Annotated in this window: 24 protein-coding genes and 1 riboswitch; of the genes, 18 read left to right on the plus strand and 6 right to left on the minus strand. The window is 39.9% G+C overall.

Annotated features, from left to right (window positions below; all coding sequences use genetic code 11):
* Positions 1-37: 37 nt before the first annotated feature.
* On the minus strand, positions 38-382 hold the full coding sequence (locus tag CSV77_RS02515) for a hypothetical protein (RefSeq protein WP_099672156.1): 345 nt from the start codon (positions 380-382) through the stop codon (positions 38-40).
* Positions 383-428: 46 nt separating this feature from the next.
* Positions 429-932 (minus strand): DUF1189 family protein, encoded by a 504-nt coding sequence (locus tag CSV77_RS02520; RefSeq protein WP_099672157.1) that lies wholly within the window; start codon positions 930-932, stop codon positions 429-431.
* 242 nt (positions 933-1,174) lie between these two features.
* Here CSV77_RS02520 and CSV77_RS02525 point away from each other — a divergent pair, with 242 nt between their 5' ends.
* The 4 genes from CSV77_RS02525 to CSV77_RS02540 all read left to right on the plus strand — a co-directional run bounded on the left by CSV77_RS02525 (position 1,175) and on the right by CSV77_RS02540 (position 6,256).
* A complete protein-coding gene (locus CSV77_RS02525; protein WP_099672158.1) occupies positions 1,175-2,806 on the plus strand; it encodes a Na/Pi cotransporter family protein in 1,632 nt (543 codons plus the stop codon).
* A gap of 21 nt (positions 2,807-2,827) precedes the next feature.
* Complete coding sequence (locus CSV77_RS02530; RefSeq protein WP_099630190.1) at positions 2,828-3,310, plus strand: DUF456 domain-containing protein; 483 nt, start codon at positions 2,828-2,830, stop codon at positions 3,308-3,310.
* An 87-nt stretch (positions 3,311-3,397) separates the two neighbouring features.
* A complete protein-coding gene (locus CSV77_RS02535; RefSeq protein ID WP_029054514.1) occupies positions 3,398-4,006 on the plus strand; it encodes a superoxide dismutase in 609 nt (202 codons plus the stop codon).
* Between the two features lie 99 nt (positions 4,007-4,105).
* The gene (locus CSV77_RS02540; protein WP_233212154.1) at positions 4,106-6,256 is read left to right on the plus strand and encodes a peptidoglycan D,D-transpeptidase FtsI family protein; all 2,151 of its coding nucleotides are present in this window, start codon (positions 4,106-4,108) and stop codon (positions 6,254-6,256) included.
* A gap of 49 nt (positions 6,257-6,305) precedes the next feature.
* Here CSV77_RS02540 and CSV77_RS02545 read toward each other — a convergent pair whose 3' ends face one another.
* On the minus strand, positions 6,306-6,755 hold the full coding sequence (locus CSV77_RS02545; RefSeq protein WP_099672159.1) for a hypothetical protein: 450 nt from the start codon (positions 6,753-6,755) through the stop codon (positions 6,306-6,308).
* Positions 6,752-7,111: a hypothetical protein gene (locus CSV77_RS02550; protein WP_099630188.1), complete on the minus strand. Its 360-nt coding sequence runs from the start codon at positions 7,109-7,111 to the stop codon at positions 6,752-6,754. Before CSV77_RS02550 ends, CSV77_RS02545 begins: the two co-directional genes overlap by 4 nt.
* 173 nt (positions 7,112-7,284) lie before the next feature.
* Between CSV77_RS02550 and rpmG the strand changes: the two genes are divergently transcribed.
* The 5 genes from rpmG (at position 7,285) to CSV77_RS02575 (ending at position 11,369) form a co-directional block, all read left to right on the plus strand.
* Positions 7,285-7,434, plus strand: a complete 150-nt coding sequence (rpmG, locus tag CSV77_RS02555) for a 50S ribosomal protein L33 (protein ID WP_029054517.1) — start codon at positions 7,285-7,287, stop codon at positions 7,432-7,434.
* 55 nt (positions 7,435-7,489) lie between these two features.
* Entirely contained in the window at positions 7,490-8,074 is a 585-nt protein-coding gene (locus CSV77_RS02560) for a 5-formyltetrahydrofolate cyclo-ligase (protein ID WP_099672160.1), read from the plus strand.
* Entirely contained in the window at positions 8,067-8,252 is a 186-nt protein-coding gene (locus tag CSV77_RS02565; protein WP_099630186.1) for a YqgQ family protein, read from the plus strand. The genes CSV77_RS02560 and CSV77_RS02565 overlap by 8 nt, the downstream gene beginning before the upstream one ends.
* 127 nt (positions 8,253-8,379) lie before the next feature.
* Positions 8,380-10,281 carry an LTA synthase family protein gene (locus CSV77_RS02570; RefSeq protein WP_099672161.1) on the plus strand — a complete coding sequence of 634 codons (1,902 nt, stop codon included), beginning with the start codon at positions 8,380-8,382 and terminating at the stop codon, positions 10,279-10,281.
* Between the two features lie 68 nt (positions 10,282-10,349).
* The gene (locus tag CSV77_RS02575; RefSeq protein WP_099672162.1) at positions 10,350-11,369 is read left to right on the plus strand and encodes a YqgU-like beta propeller domain-containing protein; all 1,020 of its coding nucleotides are present in this window, start codon (positions 10,350-10,352) and stop codon (positions 11,367-11,369) included.
* A 137-nt stretch (positions 11,370-11,506) separates the two neighbouring features.
* On the opposite strand, the gene CSV77_RS02580 is transcribed toward CSV77_RS02575, so the two are convergent.
* Positions 11,507-11,689 (minus strand): DUF2759 family protein, encoded by a 183-nt coding sequence (locus CSV77_RS02580; RefSeq protein ID WP_029054522.1) that lies wholly within the window; start codon positions 11,687-11,689, stop codon positions 11,507-11,509.
* A 158-nt stretch (positions 11,690-11,847) separates the two neighbouring features.
* Here CSV77_RS02580 and CSV77_RS02585 point away from each other — a divergent pair, with 158 nt between their 5' ends.
* Positions 11,848-12,483 carry an MBL fold metallo-hydrolase gene (locus CSV77_RS02585; protein ID WP_099672163.1) on the plus strand — a complete coding sequence of 212 codons (636 nt, stop codon included), beginning with the start codon at positions 11,848-11,850 and terminating at the stop codon, positions 12,481-12,483.
* 61 nt (positions 12,484-12,544) lie between these two features.
* Here CSV77_RS02585 and CSV77_RS02590 read toward each other — a convergent pair whose 3' ends face one another.
* Complete coding sequence (locus CSV77_RS02590; protein ID WP_099630182.1) at positions 12,545-12,787, minus strand: DUF2626 domain-containing protein; 243 nt, start codon at positions 12,785-12,787, stop codon at positions 12,545-12,547.
* Positions 12,788-13,131: 344 nt separating this feature from the next.
* On the opposite strand from CSV77_RS02590, the gene comGA reads away from it, so the two are divergent.
* The 8 genes from comGA (at position 13,132) to gcvT (ending at position 18,829) form a co-directional block, all read left to right on the plus strand.
* The gene (gene comGA, locus CSV77_RS02595; RefSeq protein WP_099672164.1) at positions 13,132-14,136 is read left to right on the plus strand and encodes a competence type IV pilus ATPase ComGA; all 1,005 of its coding nucleotides are present in this window, start codon (positions 13,132-13,134) and stop codon (positions 14,134-14,136) included.
* On the plus strand, positions 14,123-15,175 hold the full coding sequence (gene comGB / locus CSV77_RS02600; RefSeq protein ID WP_158232003.1) for a competence type IV pilus assembly protein ComGB: 1,053 nt from the start codon (positions 14,123-14,125) through the stop codon (positions 15,173-15,175). The genes comGA and comGB overlap by 14 nt, the downstream gene beginning before the upstream one ends.
* A gap of 11 nt (positions 15,176-15,186) precedes the next feature.
* Positions 15,187-15,501, plus strand: coding sequence for a competence type IV pilus major pilin ComGC (gene comGC / locus CSV77_RS02605; protein ID WP_099672166.1), 315 nt, complete (start codon positions 15,187-15,189; stop codon positions 15,499-15,501).
* Entirely contained in the window at positions 15,488-15,946 is a 459-nt protein-coding gene (locus CSV77_RS02610) for a type II secretion system protein (RefSeq protein ID WP_099672167.1), read from the plus strand. Before comGC ends, CSV77_RS02610 begins: the two co-directional genes overlap by 14 nt.
* Entirely contained in the window at positions 15,939-16,238 is a 300-nt protein-coding gene (locus CSV77_RS16745; RefSeq protein WP_099630103.1) for a type II secretion system protein, read from the plus strand. Before CSV77_RS02610 ends, CSV77_RS16745 begins: the two co-directional genes overlap by 8 nt.
* A complete protein-coding gene (gene comGF / locus CSV77_RS02615) occupies positions 16,235-16,669 on the plus strand; it encodes a competence type IV pilus minor pilin ComGF (protein WP_158232005.1) in 435 nt (144 codons plus the stop codon). The genes CSV77_RS16745 and comGF overlap by 4 nt, the downstream gene beginning before the upstream one ends.
* A 162-nt stretch (positions 16,670-16,831) precedes the next feature.
* Positions 16,832-17,338 (plus strand): shikimate kinase, encoded by a 507-nt coding sequence (locus tag CSV77_RS02625; RefSeq protein WP_099672169.1) that lies wholly within the window; start codon positions 16,832-16,834, stop codon positions 17,336-17,338.
* Between the two features lie 134 nt (positions 17,339-17,472).
* A riboswitch (glycine riboswitch) is annotated at positions 17,473-17,565 on the plus strand.
* A 163-nt stretch (positions 17,566-17,728) separates the two neighbouring features.
* Positions 17,729-18,829: a glycine cleavage system aminomethyltransferase GcvT gene (gene gcvT / locus CSV77_RS02630; protein WP_099672170.1), complete on the plus strand. Its 1,101-nt coding sequence runs from the start codon at positions 17,729-17,731 to the stop codon at positions 18,827-18,829.
* Positions 18,830-18,846 lie beyond the last annotated feature (17 nt).

Genomic DNA, 18,846 nt, shown 5'->3' on the forward strand with positions numbered 1-18,846 from the left:
ATGAGTAAATACCATCGAAATTCGATGGAATATAAAATTATCCTTTTTCGCCTTCTTCGCAAGCCGATTCCACTTGTTCACCGATAGGCAACTTAATTTGTTCGCCAGCTAGAAATTGTTGGCGTTTGAGATGAGGGTTCATGGAATAAAATTGCTCCAACCTCTCAAGAAAGTTTTGTGTTGAATCTGGATATAATGCAAATAACGATTCTATTGTATCACCTTCAACCACTCGAATGACAATTGAATGATTTGAAGTTTCCTCTATACAGGACGATTCATCATCAAAAAAGGCTGCAAGAGGGATTGTCCCTTCCGTTAAATCCATTCGAACAAAATGAACTGTGCAGAATACAGCAAGTGCGATCAGTAAAATTCTCATCATGCATCCCTCCTGCACTACACTATGCAGACAAGAGGAAGTCTATTCATCGTGGGAGTTTTGGATAATAGACTGCTGCTCTCCACACAAAGAGTAGATGGACTAAAGATGCAAGCCACAAGCTATACGTTTGCATGGCTGGTACAAATTCAAATGCCATCGTCAGCAAGATGGGTAATGTTGCGGCAATTGCTGCTGTTCGCCACATAAAACGGAATTCACCACGGCGACGCAATAGTTTCAATAGCAATACCCCTATGATAGCAAAAATACTGATGCGAATAAATAAATACGACGTAATAATGACCAATTGCAGCACAAATGCGATTGGATAGATCAAAAAGCCGATTGTTTCGCCGATTTCCGCTAATTCAGGAGATGACTGGAACAGTGTATGATCACCTAGTACAAATTGTAAAAACGATACACCGGTGTAAAGAAAAATAAACACAAATATGTATTGAATGACTTTACCGATTGATAACATGCGAAACGCTGCAAGTTTTTTCGGTTCGTGTAATGAAGCTTTAAAGAGTTGATGAAATTTCACTGAGCCGGCCTCCCTTTCTCCATACAGTCTACCATTTATTTAAAACATACTGCTTTGCAGAAATTTCGACATTCTTATGACATTTTATTGCTGCATTGTTAAGGTGATGTAAAGATTGCCGTCGAATACTTTACAATTGATGTATACAACTTGCATAATAAGTTGAAACTTCACGACGCATTTACGTAGTGAAGGGCAGTTAGAAATCATACATAAAACGTTTAATGGAGGTTGACAATTCAATGGAAGTGAACTGGCAGGAAGTGGTGTTCCAATTTCTTGGTGGATTAGGAATTTTCCTATTTGCAATTAAGTACATGGGGGACGGATTGCAAAAGGCTGCAGGGGACAGACTTCGTGAAATCTTAGACCGTTTCACAACCAATCCATTTATGGGTGTTCTAGTTGGTATTATCGTAACCGTGTTAATCCAATCTAGTTCTGGAACAACTGTTATTACAGTCGGTCTAGTAAGTGCTGGGTTCATGACACTTCGTCAGGCGATCGGTGTTATCATGGGCGCCAATATCGGTACAACTGTGACTGCATTTATTATCGGTCTAGACGTCGGCGCGTATGCGTTACCGATCATGGCATTTGGGGCCTTCCTGATCTTCTTCGTACGTAAAGCTAAAATCAAGAACTTGGGTGAAGTCATCTTCGGCTTCGGAGGATTGTTCTTAGGGCTTGAATTAATGAGTGACGGTATGAAACCTTTACGTTCATTAGAAGCATTTGCTGATTTCACTCTCGCAATGAGTGAACATTCATTGCTAGGTGTCGTAGCGGGAACAATCTTTACATTAATCGTACAAAGTTCTAGTGCAACTGTTGGGATCTTGCAAGGACTCTATGCTGAAGATCTAGTCACAATGAAAGCAGCATTGCCCATTCTCTTCGGTGATAATATTGGGACGACAATTACTGCGGTACTTGCGGCACTTGGTGCATCTGTTGCAGCAAGACGCGCAGCAGCTGTACACGTACTATTTAATATTGTCGGTACCATCATCTTTATGATCCTGCTCATACCATTTACGGCGTACGTCGAATGGATTGCTGGTGTTTTGAACCTCGAAAGCAAAATGCAAATCGCATTTGCGCACGGTTCGTTCAACGTCGCCAATACTATCATTCAATTTCCATTCATTGCTGCTTGGGCATTTCTCGTCACTAAGATGATACCGGGTGAGGATGTGACGATCGAATATAAACCGAAACATCTTGATCGTCGTTTTATCGCACAATCACCAGCTGTGGCAATAGGCCAAGCTAAAGAAGAAATTGTACGCATGGGTGACTTCAGTGTCCGTGGTCTTCAGGAATCATTCGAGTATTTGAAGACAGGCCAGAAAAAACACGCAGAAACAGCGTATCAAATTGAAGATGCCATCAACAATCTCGATCGCAAAATTACAGACTATTTAGTGGAAGTGTCTGTAGCAATCGTTTCACCGGCTGAATCCGGCCGCCATGTGTTATTGATGGATTCTGTTCGGGATATTGAGCGTATTGGCGACCATTTCGAAAACATTATAGAGCTGATAGATTTACGTGAAACCAATAAACTGAAGCTGACAGAAGATGCGTTGGAAGATTTAACAGAAATGTTCACATTGACAATCGAAACTGTTCAAAAAGCAATTGAATCATTGGATCAAAACGATACAGATCTTGCACGTGTTGTTTCAGAAAAAGAAGATTTAATTGATAATATGGAACGTCGATTCCGTAAAAACCATATAGTACGTTTGAATGAAGGACATTGTAGTGCGCAAGCGGGTATGGTATTCGTCGATATCGTGTCGAACCTTGAGCGAATTGGTGACCATGCGGTGAATATTGCAGAAGCCATTTTAGGCAAGCACGCATAATGAATTAAAGGAGTGACGACTATGTTATGGATCGGTTGGACATTGGCAATTCTCATGTTTGCGATCGCGTTTGTCGGATTGATCTATCCTGTCATTCCATCTGTTGTGTTTTTATTGGTAGGCTTCCTGCTTTATGGCGCAATCGTTTCATTTGAAGAGTTAACGTGGTTGTTTTGGGTAATCCAAGTATTATTCGTTTTGCTATTATTTGGCGCGGATACGATCGCAAATCTCGTCGGTGTTAAACGTTTTGGTGGTAGCAAGGCAGGAATGTGGGGAAGTACGATTGGGCTGCTTATTGGTCCATTCGTCATTCCGGTCGTGGGTATTTTAGCTGGACCTTTTCTTGGCGCAATCCTTGCAGAACTAGTTTTTACACGTTCCGGGATCAAACAAGCTTTCCGCACGGGAGTCGGCTCTGTTGTTGGTTTTCTGACTTCCGTTGCTGTAAAAGGTACCATTATGGTAGTTATGATTGTCATATTCCTATTTTTTCTCCGTTAACAGTCCATTTTCTTTGAATGCTGGCTCATATTTTGATAATGTGAAGTGGTAGGGCAAAACAGAGATAATTTAGAGGAGGAATGGAAAATGGCTTATACATTACCAGAACTACCATACGCATATGATGCGTTGGAGCCACACATCGACAAAGAAACGATGAACATCCATCACACGAAACACCACAACACGTATGTAACGAACGTGAACAACGCACTAGAAGGTCACGAAGAACTTCTTAACATGCCTGTTGACGAATTAGTTGCAAACTTGGACAAAGTTCCAGAGGACAAGCGTACAGCAGTCCGTAATAACGGTGGCGGGCACTCTAACCACTCATTGTTCTGGACAATCCTTTCACCAAACGGTGGCGGCAACCCAACTGGGGAAGTTGCAGAGGCAATCGACAAAAAGTTCGGTAGCTTTGACGCTTTCAAAGAAGAGTTCGCTAAAGCTGCAACAACTCGCTTCGGTTCAGGTTGGGCTTGGCTTGTTGTAAACAACGGTGAAATTGAAGTCACATCAACTCCTAACCAAGACTCACCTTATATGGATGGTAAAACACCATTGCTAGGGTTGGACGTTTGGGAGCATGCGTACTACTTAAACTACCAAAACCGCCGTCCTGACTACATTTCAGCATTTTGGAACGTAGTAAACTGGGATGAAGTTGAAAAGCGTTACCAAGACAATAAATAATTGAAACCTGACACACATCTAGTTCGTCTAGATGTGTGTTCTTTATTATTTTCATGCTATAATTCTTATACATAAACTTCCTGAGAAAGGAGATTCCTGTTGAAGAGAAACCAAAAAAAGACGGAGCCGCTAAAAACGGGTCAACGTCAACATATTGCATTTCGAATGAATTTTTTATTTGTAGCGATTTTTGTCCTTTTTTCCTTACTCATATTCCGTTTAGGTTATATGCAAATCGTCAAAGGGGAGGATTATGCACGCAGTCTTGAACGAACGGAGGAAATTGCGGTCAACACGAGCACACCGCGTGGAAGAATTTTCGACCGTACCGGGAAAGTACTCGTCGACAATGAAGCGAAAAATGCTATCACGTATACGAAAACATCCTCCACGACAACAAAAGAAATGCTTGCGCTTGCTAGAAAAATTGCGAAGTTGATTGATCAAGATACAAAGCGCGTGACAATAGGCGATAAACGAGATTTCTGGATTTTATTGAATCCTGTAAAAGCAGCTGATAAAGTACCTAAAAAAGAACAAAATAAGCTCAGTAAAGACGACAATAAATCTCAGAAAGATATTCAACGAGAGATTAACCAGCTGACACGCGACCGGATCACGGACGAAGAACTAGCTACATTAACAGCGGAAGATTTAGAAGTACTCGCAATTTATCGAGAAATGATGGCAGGTTACGCCTACTCCCCACAAATCATCAAAAGCGATGGCGTTACCGATAAAGAACTTGCTGTGGTATCTGAAAGATTGGATCAACTGCCGGGCGTCAATACGACTACGGACTGGGATCGAGTTAAGAAATCAGATAGTGCAATTCTAGGATCTACGACGAGTCCGATAGAAGGCATTCCTCGTTCTCACTTAAACTATTTCCTAGCGCGAGATTATTCGCGAAATGATCGCGTCGGACGAAGTTATTTGGAATTGTATTACGAAGACTTACTGAAAGGTCAAAAGACGATTGTGAAGAATGTCAAAGACCGCACAGGAAAAGTCGTTGAAACGAAAACGGTGAAAGAAGGAAAGCCTGGTAAAGATCTGATCTTGACTACAGACACCAATTTGCAGAAGGCGCTTGAAGATGTCGTATCCAATAAATTATTGCGTTTAAAACAAGGTCCGAATACAAGTGCGTTGGAATCAGCATTCCTTGTCATGTTGGACCCAAACAATGGAGAAATTCTGTCTCTTGTCGGAAAGAAAGTAGTAAAAGACGAATCGACAGGCAGATGGGCAATACAAGATTACACATTTGGTACATTTACTTCTGCGTATGAAGTGGGATCTACAGTGAAATTGGCTACCATGCTTACAGGATACAATGAAGGAGCCGTTAAAATCGGTGAAGTGAAAATTGACCAACCGATCAATATTGGCGGCAGGTACAAACGGTCCTTATTTAATCCGAATGGACGGGTTGCATTAAACGATATTTCCGCTATCGGTCGTTCTTCCAACGTGTATATGTTCCGTATTGCGATGGGGTTAGGAAACGCAACATACCGACCGGGTCAAGGATTACCAATCGACAAGAAAGCATTTGATACATTCCGTGAGAACTTTGCGGCATTTGGTTTAGGTGTAAAAACAGGTATTGATTTACCTGGCGAATATACAGGCGTTACGGGTACGGAAACGATTCCCGGAAAGCTCCTCGACTTCTCAATTGGCCAGTTTGATACGTATACTCCTCTGCAAATGGCCCAATATGTGGCAACCATTGCCGCTGATGGAAATCGAATAGCACCGAAAATTTTGAAAGAAATTCGTGAACCTTCTCCGGATGGGGAAGTACTCGGAGAATTGGTTGAAGAAACACCCATAAAAGTATTGAATCATCTGAAAAACTCACAAGCGGAAATCGATCAAGTGAAGAAAGGCATGCATTATGTATACTATGGCGCGAATGGTACTGCATCCGGTTTACTAGCGGGCGCACCCTATACAGGAGCCGGAAAGACGGGTACCGCCGAATCATTCTATTACACGGGTAATAAATCCAATCCTGTTATTCCGACAATTAACTTGTCCCATGTAGGATATGCCCCTGCTGATCGACCTGAAGTTGCGTATTCAGTAATCATTCCCTATATTTCAACGAATACGAAACGCTATCCATCCGCTACGGCAAGTGAAATAGCCAAAGAAGCACTCGATGTATTTTTTGAACAAAAAAGACAGAGAAGTTTACAGGCTGACAACGCGTCTCCGGATGTGAAGATACAGAAATAACAAGGATTGATCAATACAAAAAAGACGAAAACCAAATGGTTTTCGTCTTTTATAGGTGTAAAAAGATTTTAGCAATCTCAGGAAAGCGCATATCAGAGCGTAATTCGTATGTACCGGTTTTGATTTTTCGTGTGTAATCATTTTCAATTATATATAATTCGAATTCTTCCGCGTTTTTTATTAATTTTTCTTTTTCTAATTCACGTGATAACTCGGCAGGTGTAATGCCTGCTTTAACCGTGAAGCTCTTCGTGACAATTTCCTCCGCTTCACTTTTCTCTGGAATCGTATCTTGTTCAGATTCTGGTTGACGGATAGCATCTTTCCGCGACAATGTCTGTGCAATCGCCAGTTTTTTTTTTAGAATGGCTATTTCTTCTTTTGAATCTGCTAATTGCTTTTGCAACGAACCTTCGGATGTTTGTTGTTGCACGAAATACAGAATGCCACCAGCTATCAAACAACCAATACCTACAGCGCGCAATATTTCCTTGATCATGACAATCGCACTCCTTTGGAATGTAGCACGTCCGTTACTTCCTTTTCACTAAGTGAAGCGCGTTTTGCAATCTCGGGGACCGTGTAGCCTTGTTTGTGAAGAGAGATAATTTGATTGACTATAATTGCGTGTATCGTTTTTTGAGGTGCTGGTGAAATGGGCTCGGAAGTCGGGGATGCAACCATCAATTCCTCTTCAAGCAACCGCACTCTTTTTTTTAGATTACTCATTTCCTGATGAAGGCTAATCGAAACAGCTTCCAATTCATCATCCATCGAACGAGTCTTATTTCCGATAAAAAACGATAGTATAACAGCCAATACACCAATACTGAGTAATATTAAGGGGATATCCATAGTGTTTCCCTCCCGCATAACTAGAATTTCCTTCATAATACCATAAGCATATGATGAATGATATTTGATTTTTTTTGCTGTACAATGATTGAATCTATGGTATAATATATTAGTCGTATAAATCATGCTCATGTTTTACTTATATCTATAGCTATTGAGTGGGAGGGACAGTAATGCGCGTAAACGTAACACTCGCTTGTACAGAATGTGCAGAGCGTAATTATATTACTAAGAAAAACAAGCGTAACAATCCAGAACGTATTGAAATGATGAAATATTGCTCACGTGAAAAAAAGCAAACTTTGCACCGTGAAACGAAATAATCATTAAAACCAAAACCTGCTTCGGTTTTGGTTTTTTCTTACGGGAGGTAGTACAGTGGAAAAGCAGCATCTTCGAAAACAGGTTATACAGCAATTACATCAATTAACTCCATCTGATCACGAACAAAAATCAGCTAGTATAGTAGAAAAAGTTCTTGCTTCGGATGAATTTAAGTATGCAGAAACAATCGGAATCACATTATCTAGATTTCCGGAAGTGGACACGCGTCGTTTGATAGAAATCGCTTGGCAAGCCGGGAAGCGAGTTGCGATTCCTCGATGTATCTCCTCTCCGAGGGAAATGGATTTTCGTTTGATTGATTCATTTGATCAAACAGAAGTAGTCTATATGGACTTGAGAGAACCGAAAATAGATATAACAGAGTCTGTAAAACCAGAAGAAATTGACTTGCAAATCGTGCCCGGCGTCGTGTATTCAGAGACTGGTTACCGGATTGGATTCGGTGGGGGTTACTACGATCGCTATTTGATAAATTTTCCATTTGAAACGATATCGCTGGCATTTGACTGTCAAATCCGCCATAATATAGTTAAGGAGCCGCATGACGTTCCGGTGTCCTATATTTACACAGACAAACATATTATAGATTGTCAGAAAGCTCGTGACGCGAATGAATGAATTTTATGATGTGATGAAATTGCTTAAACGGTTTGGTGTAATCATTTATACAGGAAATAAAAGACAGGACAGTATAGTAATGGAGTCCGAAGTCAAAGAACTGTATGATCATCAATTTATTGATCAACAAACATATATTCAAGCATTGCTTGTTTTGCGAAGAGAACAAACCAGCTAACAACTAGCTGATATCATACAAACTACTCATTCCTCGTATTATGTGAAACTTTTCACTCAGTCAAACGTATATATATACGCTGACAATTAAAAAACAGTATCCAAACGAAACGAAAGGAAGAGATGGAATGAGAAAATTTTCATGGCCTAAGCATTCCGTACTCATTATCGCTGTAATCGCAACTTGGTTGACTACCTACATCGGGTATTTCACCAGTTTCAATATGAAGATCGATAATGCTATGCAACAATTTATCTTACTAATTAACCCCCTAGCATTTCTATTGTTTATTTATGGGGTGGCTTTATTTATTAAAAAGACAAAAATACGTAACCGATATATATTAGCGGTCAGTTTCATTACTTCTTTTATCATGTTTGCCAATGCTGTGTTCTATCGTTTCTTTACAGACTTTATTACACTGCCTTTATTGTTCCAGACAAGTAACTTTGCAGATTTAAGTTCTTCAATTACCGAGAACTTGCGTTTCCTTGATCTATTCTTTTTCACGGATGTTTTGATCATTTTAGTAGTTATTCGGTTCTTCAAACAACGTCTAGAACCAGTTCAAGAATCAAGCAGTAAAATGGGACGGAAAGTGTACTTTGCCGCCGCTGCTACGTTGATGATGTTCAATTTGGCGCTTGCAGAAACACAGCGACCACAGTTATTGACAAGAAGCTTTGATCGCGAATTACTCGTTAAAAACCTTGGTACGTACAACTACCATCTATATGATTTATTCGTTCAATCCAAATCCCATGCACAGCGTACATTTGCTGATGGTACCGAGTTGACGGAAATTGAGAACTACGTCAAAGCTAACCATGCGCAACCAGATCCGAAAATGTTTGGTACTGCAAAAGGCAAGAACGTAATTATCGTTTCACTTGAATCTTTACAAAACTTTGTTATTAACAATGATATGGATGGACATGAAATTACTCCATTCTTAAATGGATTAACAAACGATAAAGATACATTCTACTTTGACAACTTTTATCAACAAACTGGGTTAGGGAAAACATCCGATTCTGAGTTTATCGTAGAGAACTCATTATATGGACGTAACGGTAGTGCAGTATTCTTTACGCATAGTGGTAACACATATAACTCGCTGTCTGAACGTCTAGGCGAGAATGGTTATGCTACAAGTGTCATGCACGCAAACAGTAAGAGTTTCTGGAACCGTGATATTATGTATAAAGCACTTAACGTACAGAAGTTCTACGATGTGGATAGCTACACAATTGGTGAAGATGAAGCAGTCAACTGGGGAATGAAAGATATTCCGTTTTTCCACCAGTCAGTTGACTTGATGAAAGATATCAAGCAACCATTTGCTACACGAATGATTACACTAACAAACCATCATCCATTTGATTTGGATGAGCAGGATAAATTAATTCCTGAATACACATCAAATTCCAACACGTTGAATAAGTATTTCCAAACAGTTCGATATATGGACGAAGCAGTTAAGGAGTTCTTTGAGGACTTGAAGGAAAGCGGTTTGTATGAAAACTCGATCATTGTCATGTACGGAGATCACTATGGTATTTCCGAGAATCACAATAAAGCAATGGGTATGTATATGGATAAAGAAATTACACCATTCGATAATGCAGAGCTTCAAAAGGTTCCATTATTCATTCATATACCAGGTTCTGGTGAAGGTAAGAAGATGCATGAGCTTGGCGGACAGGTAGATATCCGACCTACTATTCTTCACCTACTGGGAATTGATACGAAAGCAGATATGCAATTCGGTTCCGATTTATTTTCACCAGATCATGAACCATTTGTGATTTTCCGTGACGGCCGTTTTGTCACAGACAAAAATATTTACGCTCAGGAAGTTTGCTATGACATCGAAACAGGAGAACCAGCAATAGATGAAGCGCAATGTGAGCCGTATATTGAGCGTGCCAATACTGAATTGAATTATTCAGATGCTATCATCAACGGTGACTTGCTTCGCTTTAAAGAAAGACCAGATGGCAGTCCTGAAATGAAAGAAAGTAAATAAATTGATGAGCTGCGCGGCTGCCTATGCCGCGCAGCTCTTTTTTAACCAACTGAAGAGGAAGTGAAAAAGTGAAAAGAATTCTTATCTCAATAGTGTGTGCATTGTTTTTAATGTCATGTACGCAATCTGAAGATGTTGAAACCGAAGAACAACTAGTAGAAAAAGAAGCCGAGCCAGTAGAAAAACTTACAGCTTCACAAGATGATATTCGTTTTGTTGCAGGCTGGTTGAACGAAATGGCGATTTTATTCGTCAATCAAAAGGACGCTAAAGACCGTCTGCTGTCGTTTGATTTGAAGACGGGTGATATACATACCTTATTTACGGCCACTGCAACGATCTCTGAAGTACAAGTTCATCCTACTGCTTCGCAATTGCTAGTCAAAACAGCGGACGACTCAACAGAAGCTGTCATACATATACTCGATCATGCGGGTACTCCATTAAATGAAGTGTCGGTAGAATCCTCGGAACTTGAAATTCAATGGAACGAATTCGATGCTTCACAATTACTGATCACCGCTTTCTCTGATGATTGGAGTTACGAAATCATGCGCTATGATGCGAATGACGATACATTGGTAGCAGTAGAACTACCTGATCCGTTTCCCCGTTGGCTAGGTGCGGAAGAGTTGGTGTACATGGAAGACGTAGTGGTAATAAAACAAGCGCTGTCTACGGGAGAAGAGACTATACTCGCGAATAACGCCAACCAATTCCATACCTCTTCAGATCAAGTATTGATTGAATCATTTGAAGGCGAGCAGATACGATACACTGTAATAGATGCAAACGGGAAAGAGAAACATTCCTGGTTTTCTGAAGATGATTCATTCGTGATGGATCACACTGTATTTTCAGATGATACTACATTGATGATGACTGTTACCAATCAAACCGAGATGAGACCAACTAGTTTTCTAGTAAAGATACAGGACGGCAAGGAAGTAAAGCGCCAAGAGCTACAGGGAGGCGGTTCCTTAGATTGCAAGGGCGAAAAGTGTCTCATTGGATATAGTTTGGATACTTGGATGGATATAGAGACCGGTGAGACGGTAAAGTGGTTGGAGATCAAGCCGCAGGAATAAATTTGAGGAGTTACTATTTTACGTGGGGAATGAGAGGCAAGCTAGAATGCGTTCCGCCGAAGCGCCAATACTATCTACTAGCGAATCAAAAAAAATAAGGACAACCCCAATGAAAGGGTGTCCTTATTTTTTGGAACTTATTTGTGTAGTTGTGGCGGGTATCCAGAATATATGACAGTAGCGATCGTAAATCCTCCGATAACTACAACCGTTACCACATTGAATACTATACTTAACAGATTCCGCTCTTTAAAAGCTTGGACCGTTCCAAAGACTGCTAAAATTGCAATCAATCCAAAAATGATGACTAATAAATTCATTGAGTAGACACTCCTTTCAACATTGAAAAAATGAATGCCATAAAGCGATATTCCTCCTCTATTGTACTGTTAATGAATCGTTTTGTCGAGATTAAATAATGACGATTATTTGAAGTTTGTGTCCATATTCATTAATATTAGACTAAGAGGTGAGTTAAATGAGGATACATATACGTCCATTAGGTCCAATTCAGACGAATTGTTACATATTGGAAGACGAAGAGAAAAATTGTTTAGTTTTCGATCCAGGTGAAGATGGAGAGGCATTACTATCGGAATTACGAAAGTTATCTTTGAAGCCAATTGCCATTTTGCTGACGCATGCACACTTTGACCATATCGGAGCGGTGGAAAAGATTCGAACTGCTTTTGATATTCCTGTGTATTTGCATGTGGCGGAAAAGAAATGGCTTGGAAGTCCCGAGTTAAACGGTTCTGCTAAATACCCCGTATTCCCTGACGTGATTTGTCATCCTGCTGACGTACTACTTCATGATGAAAAGTATTTGGAAGTGGGTCCGTTTAAGATGGAGACGCGTCATGTGCCTGGACACTCGCCTGGAAGCGTTTGTTATATCTTTGAAGATGAAGGGTTCGCAATCGTAGGGGATACATTGTTCCAAGGAAGCGTAGGCCGTACCGACTTGCCAGGTGGCGATACGGAAACATTGCTAGAAGCGATTCACGAAAAATTATTGTCACTTGACGACGAGATGTTGGTCTATCCAGGACATGGACCTGCGACAACAATCGGAATCGAAAAAGACCAAAATCCATACTTACACGGATTTTGATCAAAATAAAGCAAACAAAAAACAGCTTTCCATTGAGAAAGCTGTTTTTTGTATGTACGGATTAGTGTCCTCCGCCAGGTACGTGAATGAAAATAGAATAGTAACTAAAACCAACCATGAAGATCATCAGGTATGCTCCGAATAGGTAAACATACATACGCTCTGAAAGCTTCAAGTATCCAAGTAGAATAAAGAAGATTGTGCCTGCTACCATAAGTAAAGCAGCTGGAATCATATTTCCTACAAAGAACATTACCGCAAAAATACCTGACCAGAATCCTAAAAGTTTAAACATATTATCCATCTAAGAATCCCTCCTTCACAACATTACAATAAGCTCTTATCCATTATAATAGAACGTCAGCCCAAAAGTAAACTCCAATCGATTTCACATTGTGTCAAAAGAGTGTACTTGTCCGAACAAGTTAAGATAGTAGCTGATAATAGTATACCAGAACCTATGATGAAAATAATGTGAAAATTGATTTTTGATATCAAATTGACGTAAAGAAATGAATTATGACCCAATATGGGCTATGAAAAATGAATTGACATAAATGTCATACGTTTTCAAACAATTTAATTTCCATATATACTTCTTTCTAAGATAAAAAGTGGTCTTTTGTCGAATGGAGAAAGGAGAGAACTATGGAAACTGAAAAGAACATTATAGAAAAAACATGTTTAGAATTGCTCGAGAAAGCAATTAATTCTGAGGCGACAGATATTCATTTTGTGCCTACGGTAGAAGGATATGACGTGACAATTCGCAAGCATTCGTATTTTTCGAAAATCGGGCAGTACCCTCATACATTAGGCGGACGGTTAATTTCATTCTATAAATTCTTATCTTCTTTAGATATAAGCGAACAACGTCGTCCACAAAGTGGTTCCTTTCACCGGTCTATCGTAGACTGCAACTTCTCTTTTCGCGTCTCGACAATTCCATCTATTCAATTGAGGGAAAGTGTCGCGATCCGTATTCAGAAACACGATAAAATCGTTCCGCTCAACCAGCTATGTCTCAATCCTGAATGGACACAGCAATTGACTGAAGCTGCCGCTTATAAACAAGGACTGTTTCTTGTCACCGGACCAACTGGTTCTGGTAAAACGACTACATTATATTCCTTAACTTCCCATTGTGTATCCGAACTTAAGCGTCATGTCATTTCACTCGAAGATCCAGTAGAGAACAATCATAGTCATCTGCTACAAATTCAAGTGAATGAACGTTCTGGTATTTCCTATTCCGCTGGGTTAAAAGCGATTTTGCGTCATTCACCCGATGTCATCATGATTGGTGAAATACGTGACGCTGAGACAGCTAAAATCGCGGTTGAAGCGGCGTTGACAGGACACTTAGTACTTAGCACAATCCATGCGAAAGATCCGGTTGGTTGCTTGTATCGCTTACTAGACCTTGGAATTCAAGTGGAAGAGCTTAGACAGACCATTATTGCAATATCCGCTCAGCGACTGATTATACAACAGTCTGGGGAAGCGGCGGCAGTTTTTGAAATATTGCAAGAGTCAGATCTACAATTGGCTACGGAATCAATGGTGAATGGTCTACGGTTTACGACTCCTGTTAATAAGAAAATTGAAGTACAACAAGCTTTGTATGAAAAGGTGCTGTATGGAACGGATTAGATTATTTAGTCCATCTTCCAATAAAAAATTAACAAAGCCGGCGGAGTTTCTAGTACGACTGTCAGTGTTATTACAAGAAGGATATACCTTTCATGAAGGACTCATTCTGATATTGCCTTATCATACGAAAGAGTATGAGGAAAAACTTCTGCAAGTAGAAGAAGAGTTGAAGATGGGATATGGTGTTTCGCATATTCTGAAGAGTTTAGGTTTCGGTAAAAGTATAATGTTGCCGATCGTTATTGCGGAAGTAGACGGCAACTTGATCCGCGCGTTGAAAGAAGTGGCGGATCGTGTCAACAGAAAGACGGAGAAGCAGAAGCAAGTTCGTAAACTGTTGGCGTATCCAAGTGTATTGTTTTCTTTCTTATTAATTTTATTGGTCGCGTTTCGGCAATTTTTCTTACCGAATTTTGAAGCATTGACTGTAATGCGGGCAAATGACAATGGAGGATTCGTCCAATTACTACCGAAACTCGTTTCATCGATACCAGACCTCTTGCTAGTTATGGCTATTATATTTGCTGTCGGTTTTCTTGTAGTTCGCTTGTGGTTAAGAAGATTATCTCCTTCTGATGTTTTGCACTATATATTGAAAATCCCACGAATCAGAATATTCTACTGTGAAATGAAAACTAGGGATTTCGCTAGTGAGCTTGGAAGCTTATTACAATCTGGTCTTTCCATGCAAAACGCATTAGCTGTTCTAGTGGAGCAGACAGAGGATCCTATATTATCCGTTATCACGAATGAACTAAGTGAACACGTCATTTATGGGGAATCCTTACATGAAGCCATTCGTTTAACAAATGGACTCTCACCACGTCTAGCAGATTTTGCAAAACACGGAGCCGATAGCGGTTACTTACCGAAAGAACTTATGCTATATAGCGAACATACGAGTGAACAGTTGGAGGAGAAGATTACTCAGTGGATAACGATTTTACAGCCTGCCTTATTTGGTGTTCTGGCGGTTTGTATTTTATTGTCCTATTTATCTATTTTATTACCTGTTTATAAGATGATCGACAGTATCTAAAAGGAGGAAAAATGTTGCGGAAGAATGAAAAAGGTTTTACGTTAATTGAAATGATGATCGTATTGCTAATCATTACTGTTTTAATCTTAATTGCTATCCCGAATGTGACGAAGCATTCTAAATCGATAGATGAAAAGGGCTGTGATGCATATGTGAAAATGGTTGAAGGCCAAGTACAAGCATATAAGATGGATAAAAAAACGATTCCAACAATTTCTTCGCTAACTACAGAGGGGTATTTACCGGCTGAACCTGCGTGTCCGAATGGCAGTGCAATCTCGATCGACTCGGAAGGAAAAGTAAAAGCTGCGAATGCCGGAAGCTAAACGTATTTTTAATTGCCAGTATGGATTCACCTTTTTGGAACTTATGCTAGTCCTATCGATCATGATGATTTTGACAGCTGTCATTCTTCCCTTTAGCGAAAAACATCTGAAAAAAGAATCCGAAGAGGATGCGCTGAAGCAATTCATTGCGGCTGTTCATGAGGCGCAGCTATATGCAATGACACATAAAGGAAGTGTTGCTTTGACATTCAGCGATAGTGGCGCAATGTATAAGGTGGAAAGAATGGATAGGACGGTAACTTTAAGAAGTGGGATATTTCCTGATGGCATGCGTATGACAAAACAATCTCCGCTTAAAAGATTGGACTTTGCTGAAACAGGATACATGGTGAAAACAGGAAAAATGTATTTTTCTACACAAAGCAGTGGACTAATATTCATCTCGTTCCAGTTTGAAAGAGGGAGGATGATAGTCAATGAATGAGAAAGGTCAGTCCTGGCCTGAAGCGATGTTGTCACTAGTCATTATTATGGTGATCTTCTCATCTCTTTTACCATTGGCCACCAGTATCACTTCGTCTGTCACAGGGAAAAAACAAGCAATGATTGCAGCCCAAACCATCTATCAAGCGGCTATTTTATATAAATCGTTGGGACAAACGACAGGACACAGATCACATGAGGAACTTCACTATAATTGGACAGTTAATAATAGACAGATTTGTGTTACATATGAAATACAACAAATCGAAAATCAAAAATGTGTGAGTTTATGAAACGATTGGATGAAAAAGGCTATTCATTAGTTGAAAGTATCATTCACTTACTTATTTTTACTATGTTAATTCAATTTACAATTCTATTTTTCTATTGGCAAGTACCCATGAAGAAAGCTTATCAAGGAGATCTACTTGGAGAGTGGGAGTTGTTTTCATTGGAATTACAGGAATTGTTGGAAGAAGTAACTAGAGTGGAGGAAGTAAAATTAACGACCATTACGTTCCATACCCCAAAAAGAAGGATTACTATACAACAATACGATACAATGCTTCGCAAAGTTGTGGATGGAACAGGTCATGTTCCTTTGTTGATGAATGTGAAATCCAGTAAATTTACCGTGAAAGATAGCGAATTGAAAATTGCAGTCGAAATGAAGGACGGTATGCGTAAAGAAAGGACGTTTGCTATTGGATTATATCAAGAATGAGAAGGGAGGATCATTTATTTTCGCGATTGTCCTATTAATTTGTGTAAGTCTCTTTCTTTTCTCCCTCGTTTCATGGCATGATAGTATCTACAGAATATACGACTGGCTCGAAACCTATTATGAGCATAAAGCAGTTGAATTAATGAAACGGGATGGATGAAAATGAAAAGGATATATTTAGTAGGATTCATGGGATGTGGAAAAAGCGCAATCGGTAAACGGCTGCATACGTTAACTGGTATTCCGTTCTTTGATATGGATCATGAAATTACAGAACAAATGCAAATGACGATTCCTGAGATATTTGAGCAGTACGGCGAACTGTATTTCCGACAGTTGGAAACAGAATTTCTCGAAAAATTCCCTGAAGAGTATTGTATTGTGGCGACCGGTGGGGGTGTTGCGGTAAAAGAAAAGAATATTCAACTGATGCGTGAAACGGGTATCGTGTTTTTCCTCAACGCATCATTCCGTGATATTTGGCGAAGAATCTCGACTGATGTCAATCGTCCGATTGTGCAACAATCTTCGCGGGCAGAATTAGAAGCCCTTTATAAAAAACGCAAATCGAAGTATTTACAGTCTGCCCATTTCACTGTGGAAACAACGGGAAAATCTTTAACGGACATTGCAGAATATATTATCTTTCAAATTGAAAGATATCAATAACTCATTTAAAAAGCGAATGATTTAGTTTGTAGTTGAGCTATTATTCGCTTTTATGCGCTATTAATAAATAGATTGCGCTTACTTATATAAAATGTTAAGATATCAGTGAAGAAAAAATTAACTCAATAATGCGAATGATTGTATGGGGAGAGCGCGCATTAGGCGCCGCCGAAGGAGCAAATAACGAATGTTATGAATCTCTCAGGTAACAAAACGCATACATGACGCATCTCTGGAGAGTGCTGAGTAATCAGCGGCCGAAGAAAGTATGGAAACTGTAAAGCTTTCAGGCAAAAGGACAGGGGTTCTCTTTTATAGGAGACCCCTGTCCTTTTTTTGATGAAGTACATACTGATCGTTCCTTGATCAGAACAAAAAGGAGGAAACAGTTTGACAACTCAATTATTACGTACACCGTTATTTGAAAGTTATAAAGAGTACGGGGGAAAGACCATCGACTTTGGCGGCTGGGAGTTACCTGTGCAGTTCTCCAGTATTAAAGCGGAACACGAAGCGGTTCGGACAAAAGCGGGTTTGTTTGATGTCTCGCATATGGGAGAAGTGTTTGTTAGTGGTAGCGGAGCGTTCGATTATTTGCAGAAGCTTGTGACGAATGATGTTTCCAAACTGAAAATAGGCCAAGCACAGTATACAGTGATGTGTAATGAGCAAGGTGGAACGATCGATGACTTTTTAATTTATAAATTAGAGGAAACGCGTTATTTATTGGTAGTCAATGCATCGAATATTGAAAAAGATGTAGCTTGGATGGAAAAACAACAGACCGACAATGTCGTTATTGACAACCAATCTTCCAATTACGCGTTACTTGCATTGCAGGGACCGATGGCTGAGTCGGTATTACAGAAACTGACGGATGAGTCACTTGAAGAAATCAAGTTTTTCCGTTTTAAAGAACATGTTCAAGTGGGCGGAGAAAATGTACTCGTTTCACGTACTGGTTATACGGGAGAAAATGGATTTGAGATCTATGGTACACCCGAAGCAATCCAAAACTTGTGGACAAAGATTTTGCTAGAAGGCAAAGAAGACGGTGTCGTACCTGCAGGTCTTGGTGCACGAGACACATTGCGCTTTGAAGCAGGTCTACCTCTTTACGGTCAAGAATTGAGAGAGGATATTTCTCCATTAGAAGCAGGGCTTGGTTTCGTCGTAAAAGTGAATAAAGAAGAAAATTTCATTGGTAAAGATATTCTTGTAAAACAAAAGGAACAAGGTGTGGAACGTAAGCTAGTGGGACTTGAAATGATTGATAAAGGAATTCCACGTACTGGTTATAAAGTGTTTGTGGGTGACAGGGAGATCGGCGAAGTCACCACGGGTACGCAATCTCCTACATTAAAAAAGAACATCGGTTTTGCGCTTCTATCTACAGAGTTCACTGAGCTTGGCACGGAAGTGGAAGTGGAAATCCGCGCGAAACGTCTGAAAGCAAAAGTCATTGCAACACCTTTCTATAAAAGATCATAAGTGAAAAGGGGTAAAAA

The sequence above is a fragment of the Sporosarcina sp. P16b genome (genome assembly GCF_002743065.1).
Classification (GTDB): Bacteria; Bacillota; Bacilli; order Bacillales_A; family Planococcaceae; genus Sporosarcina.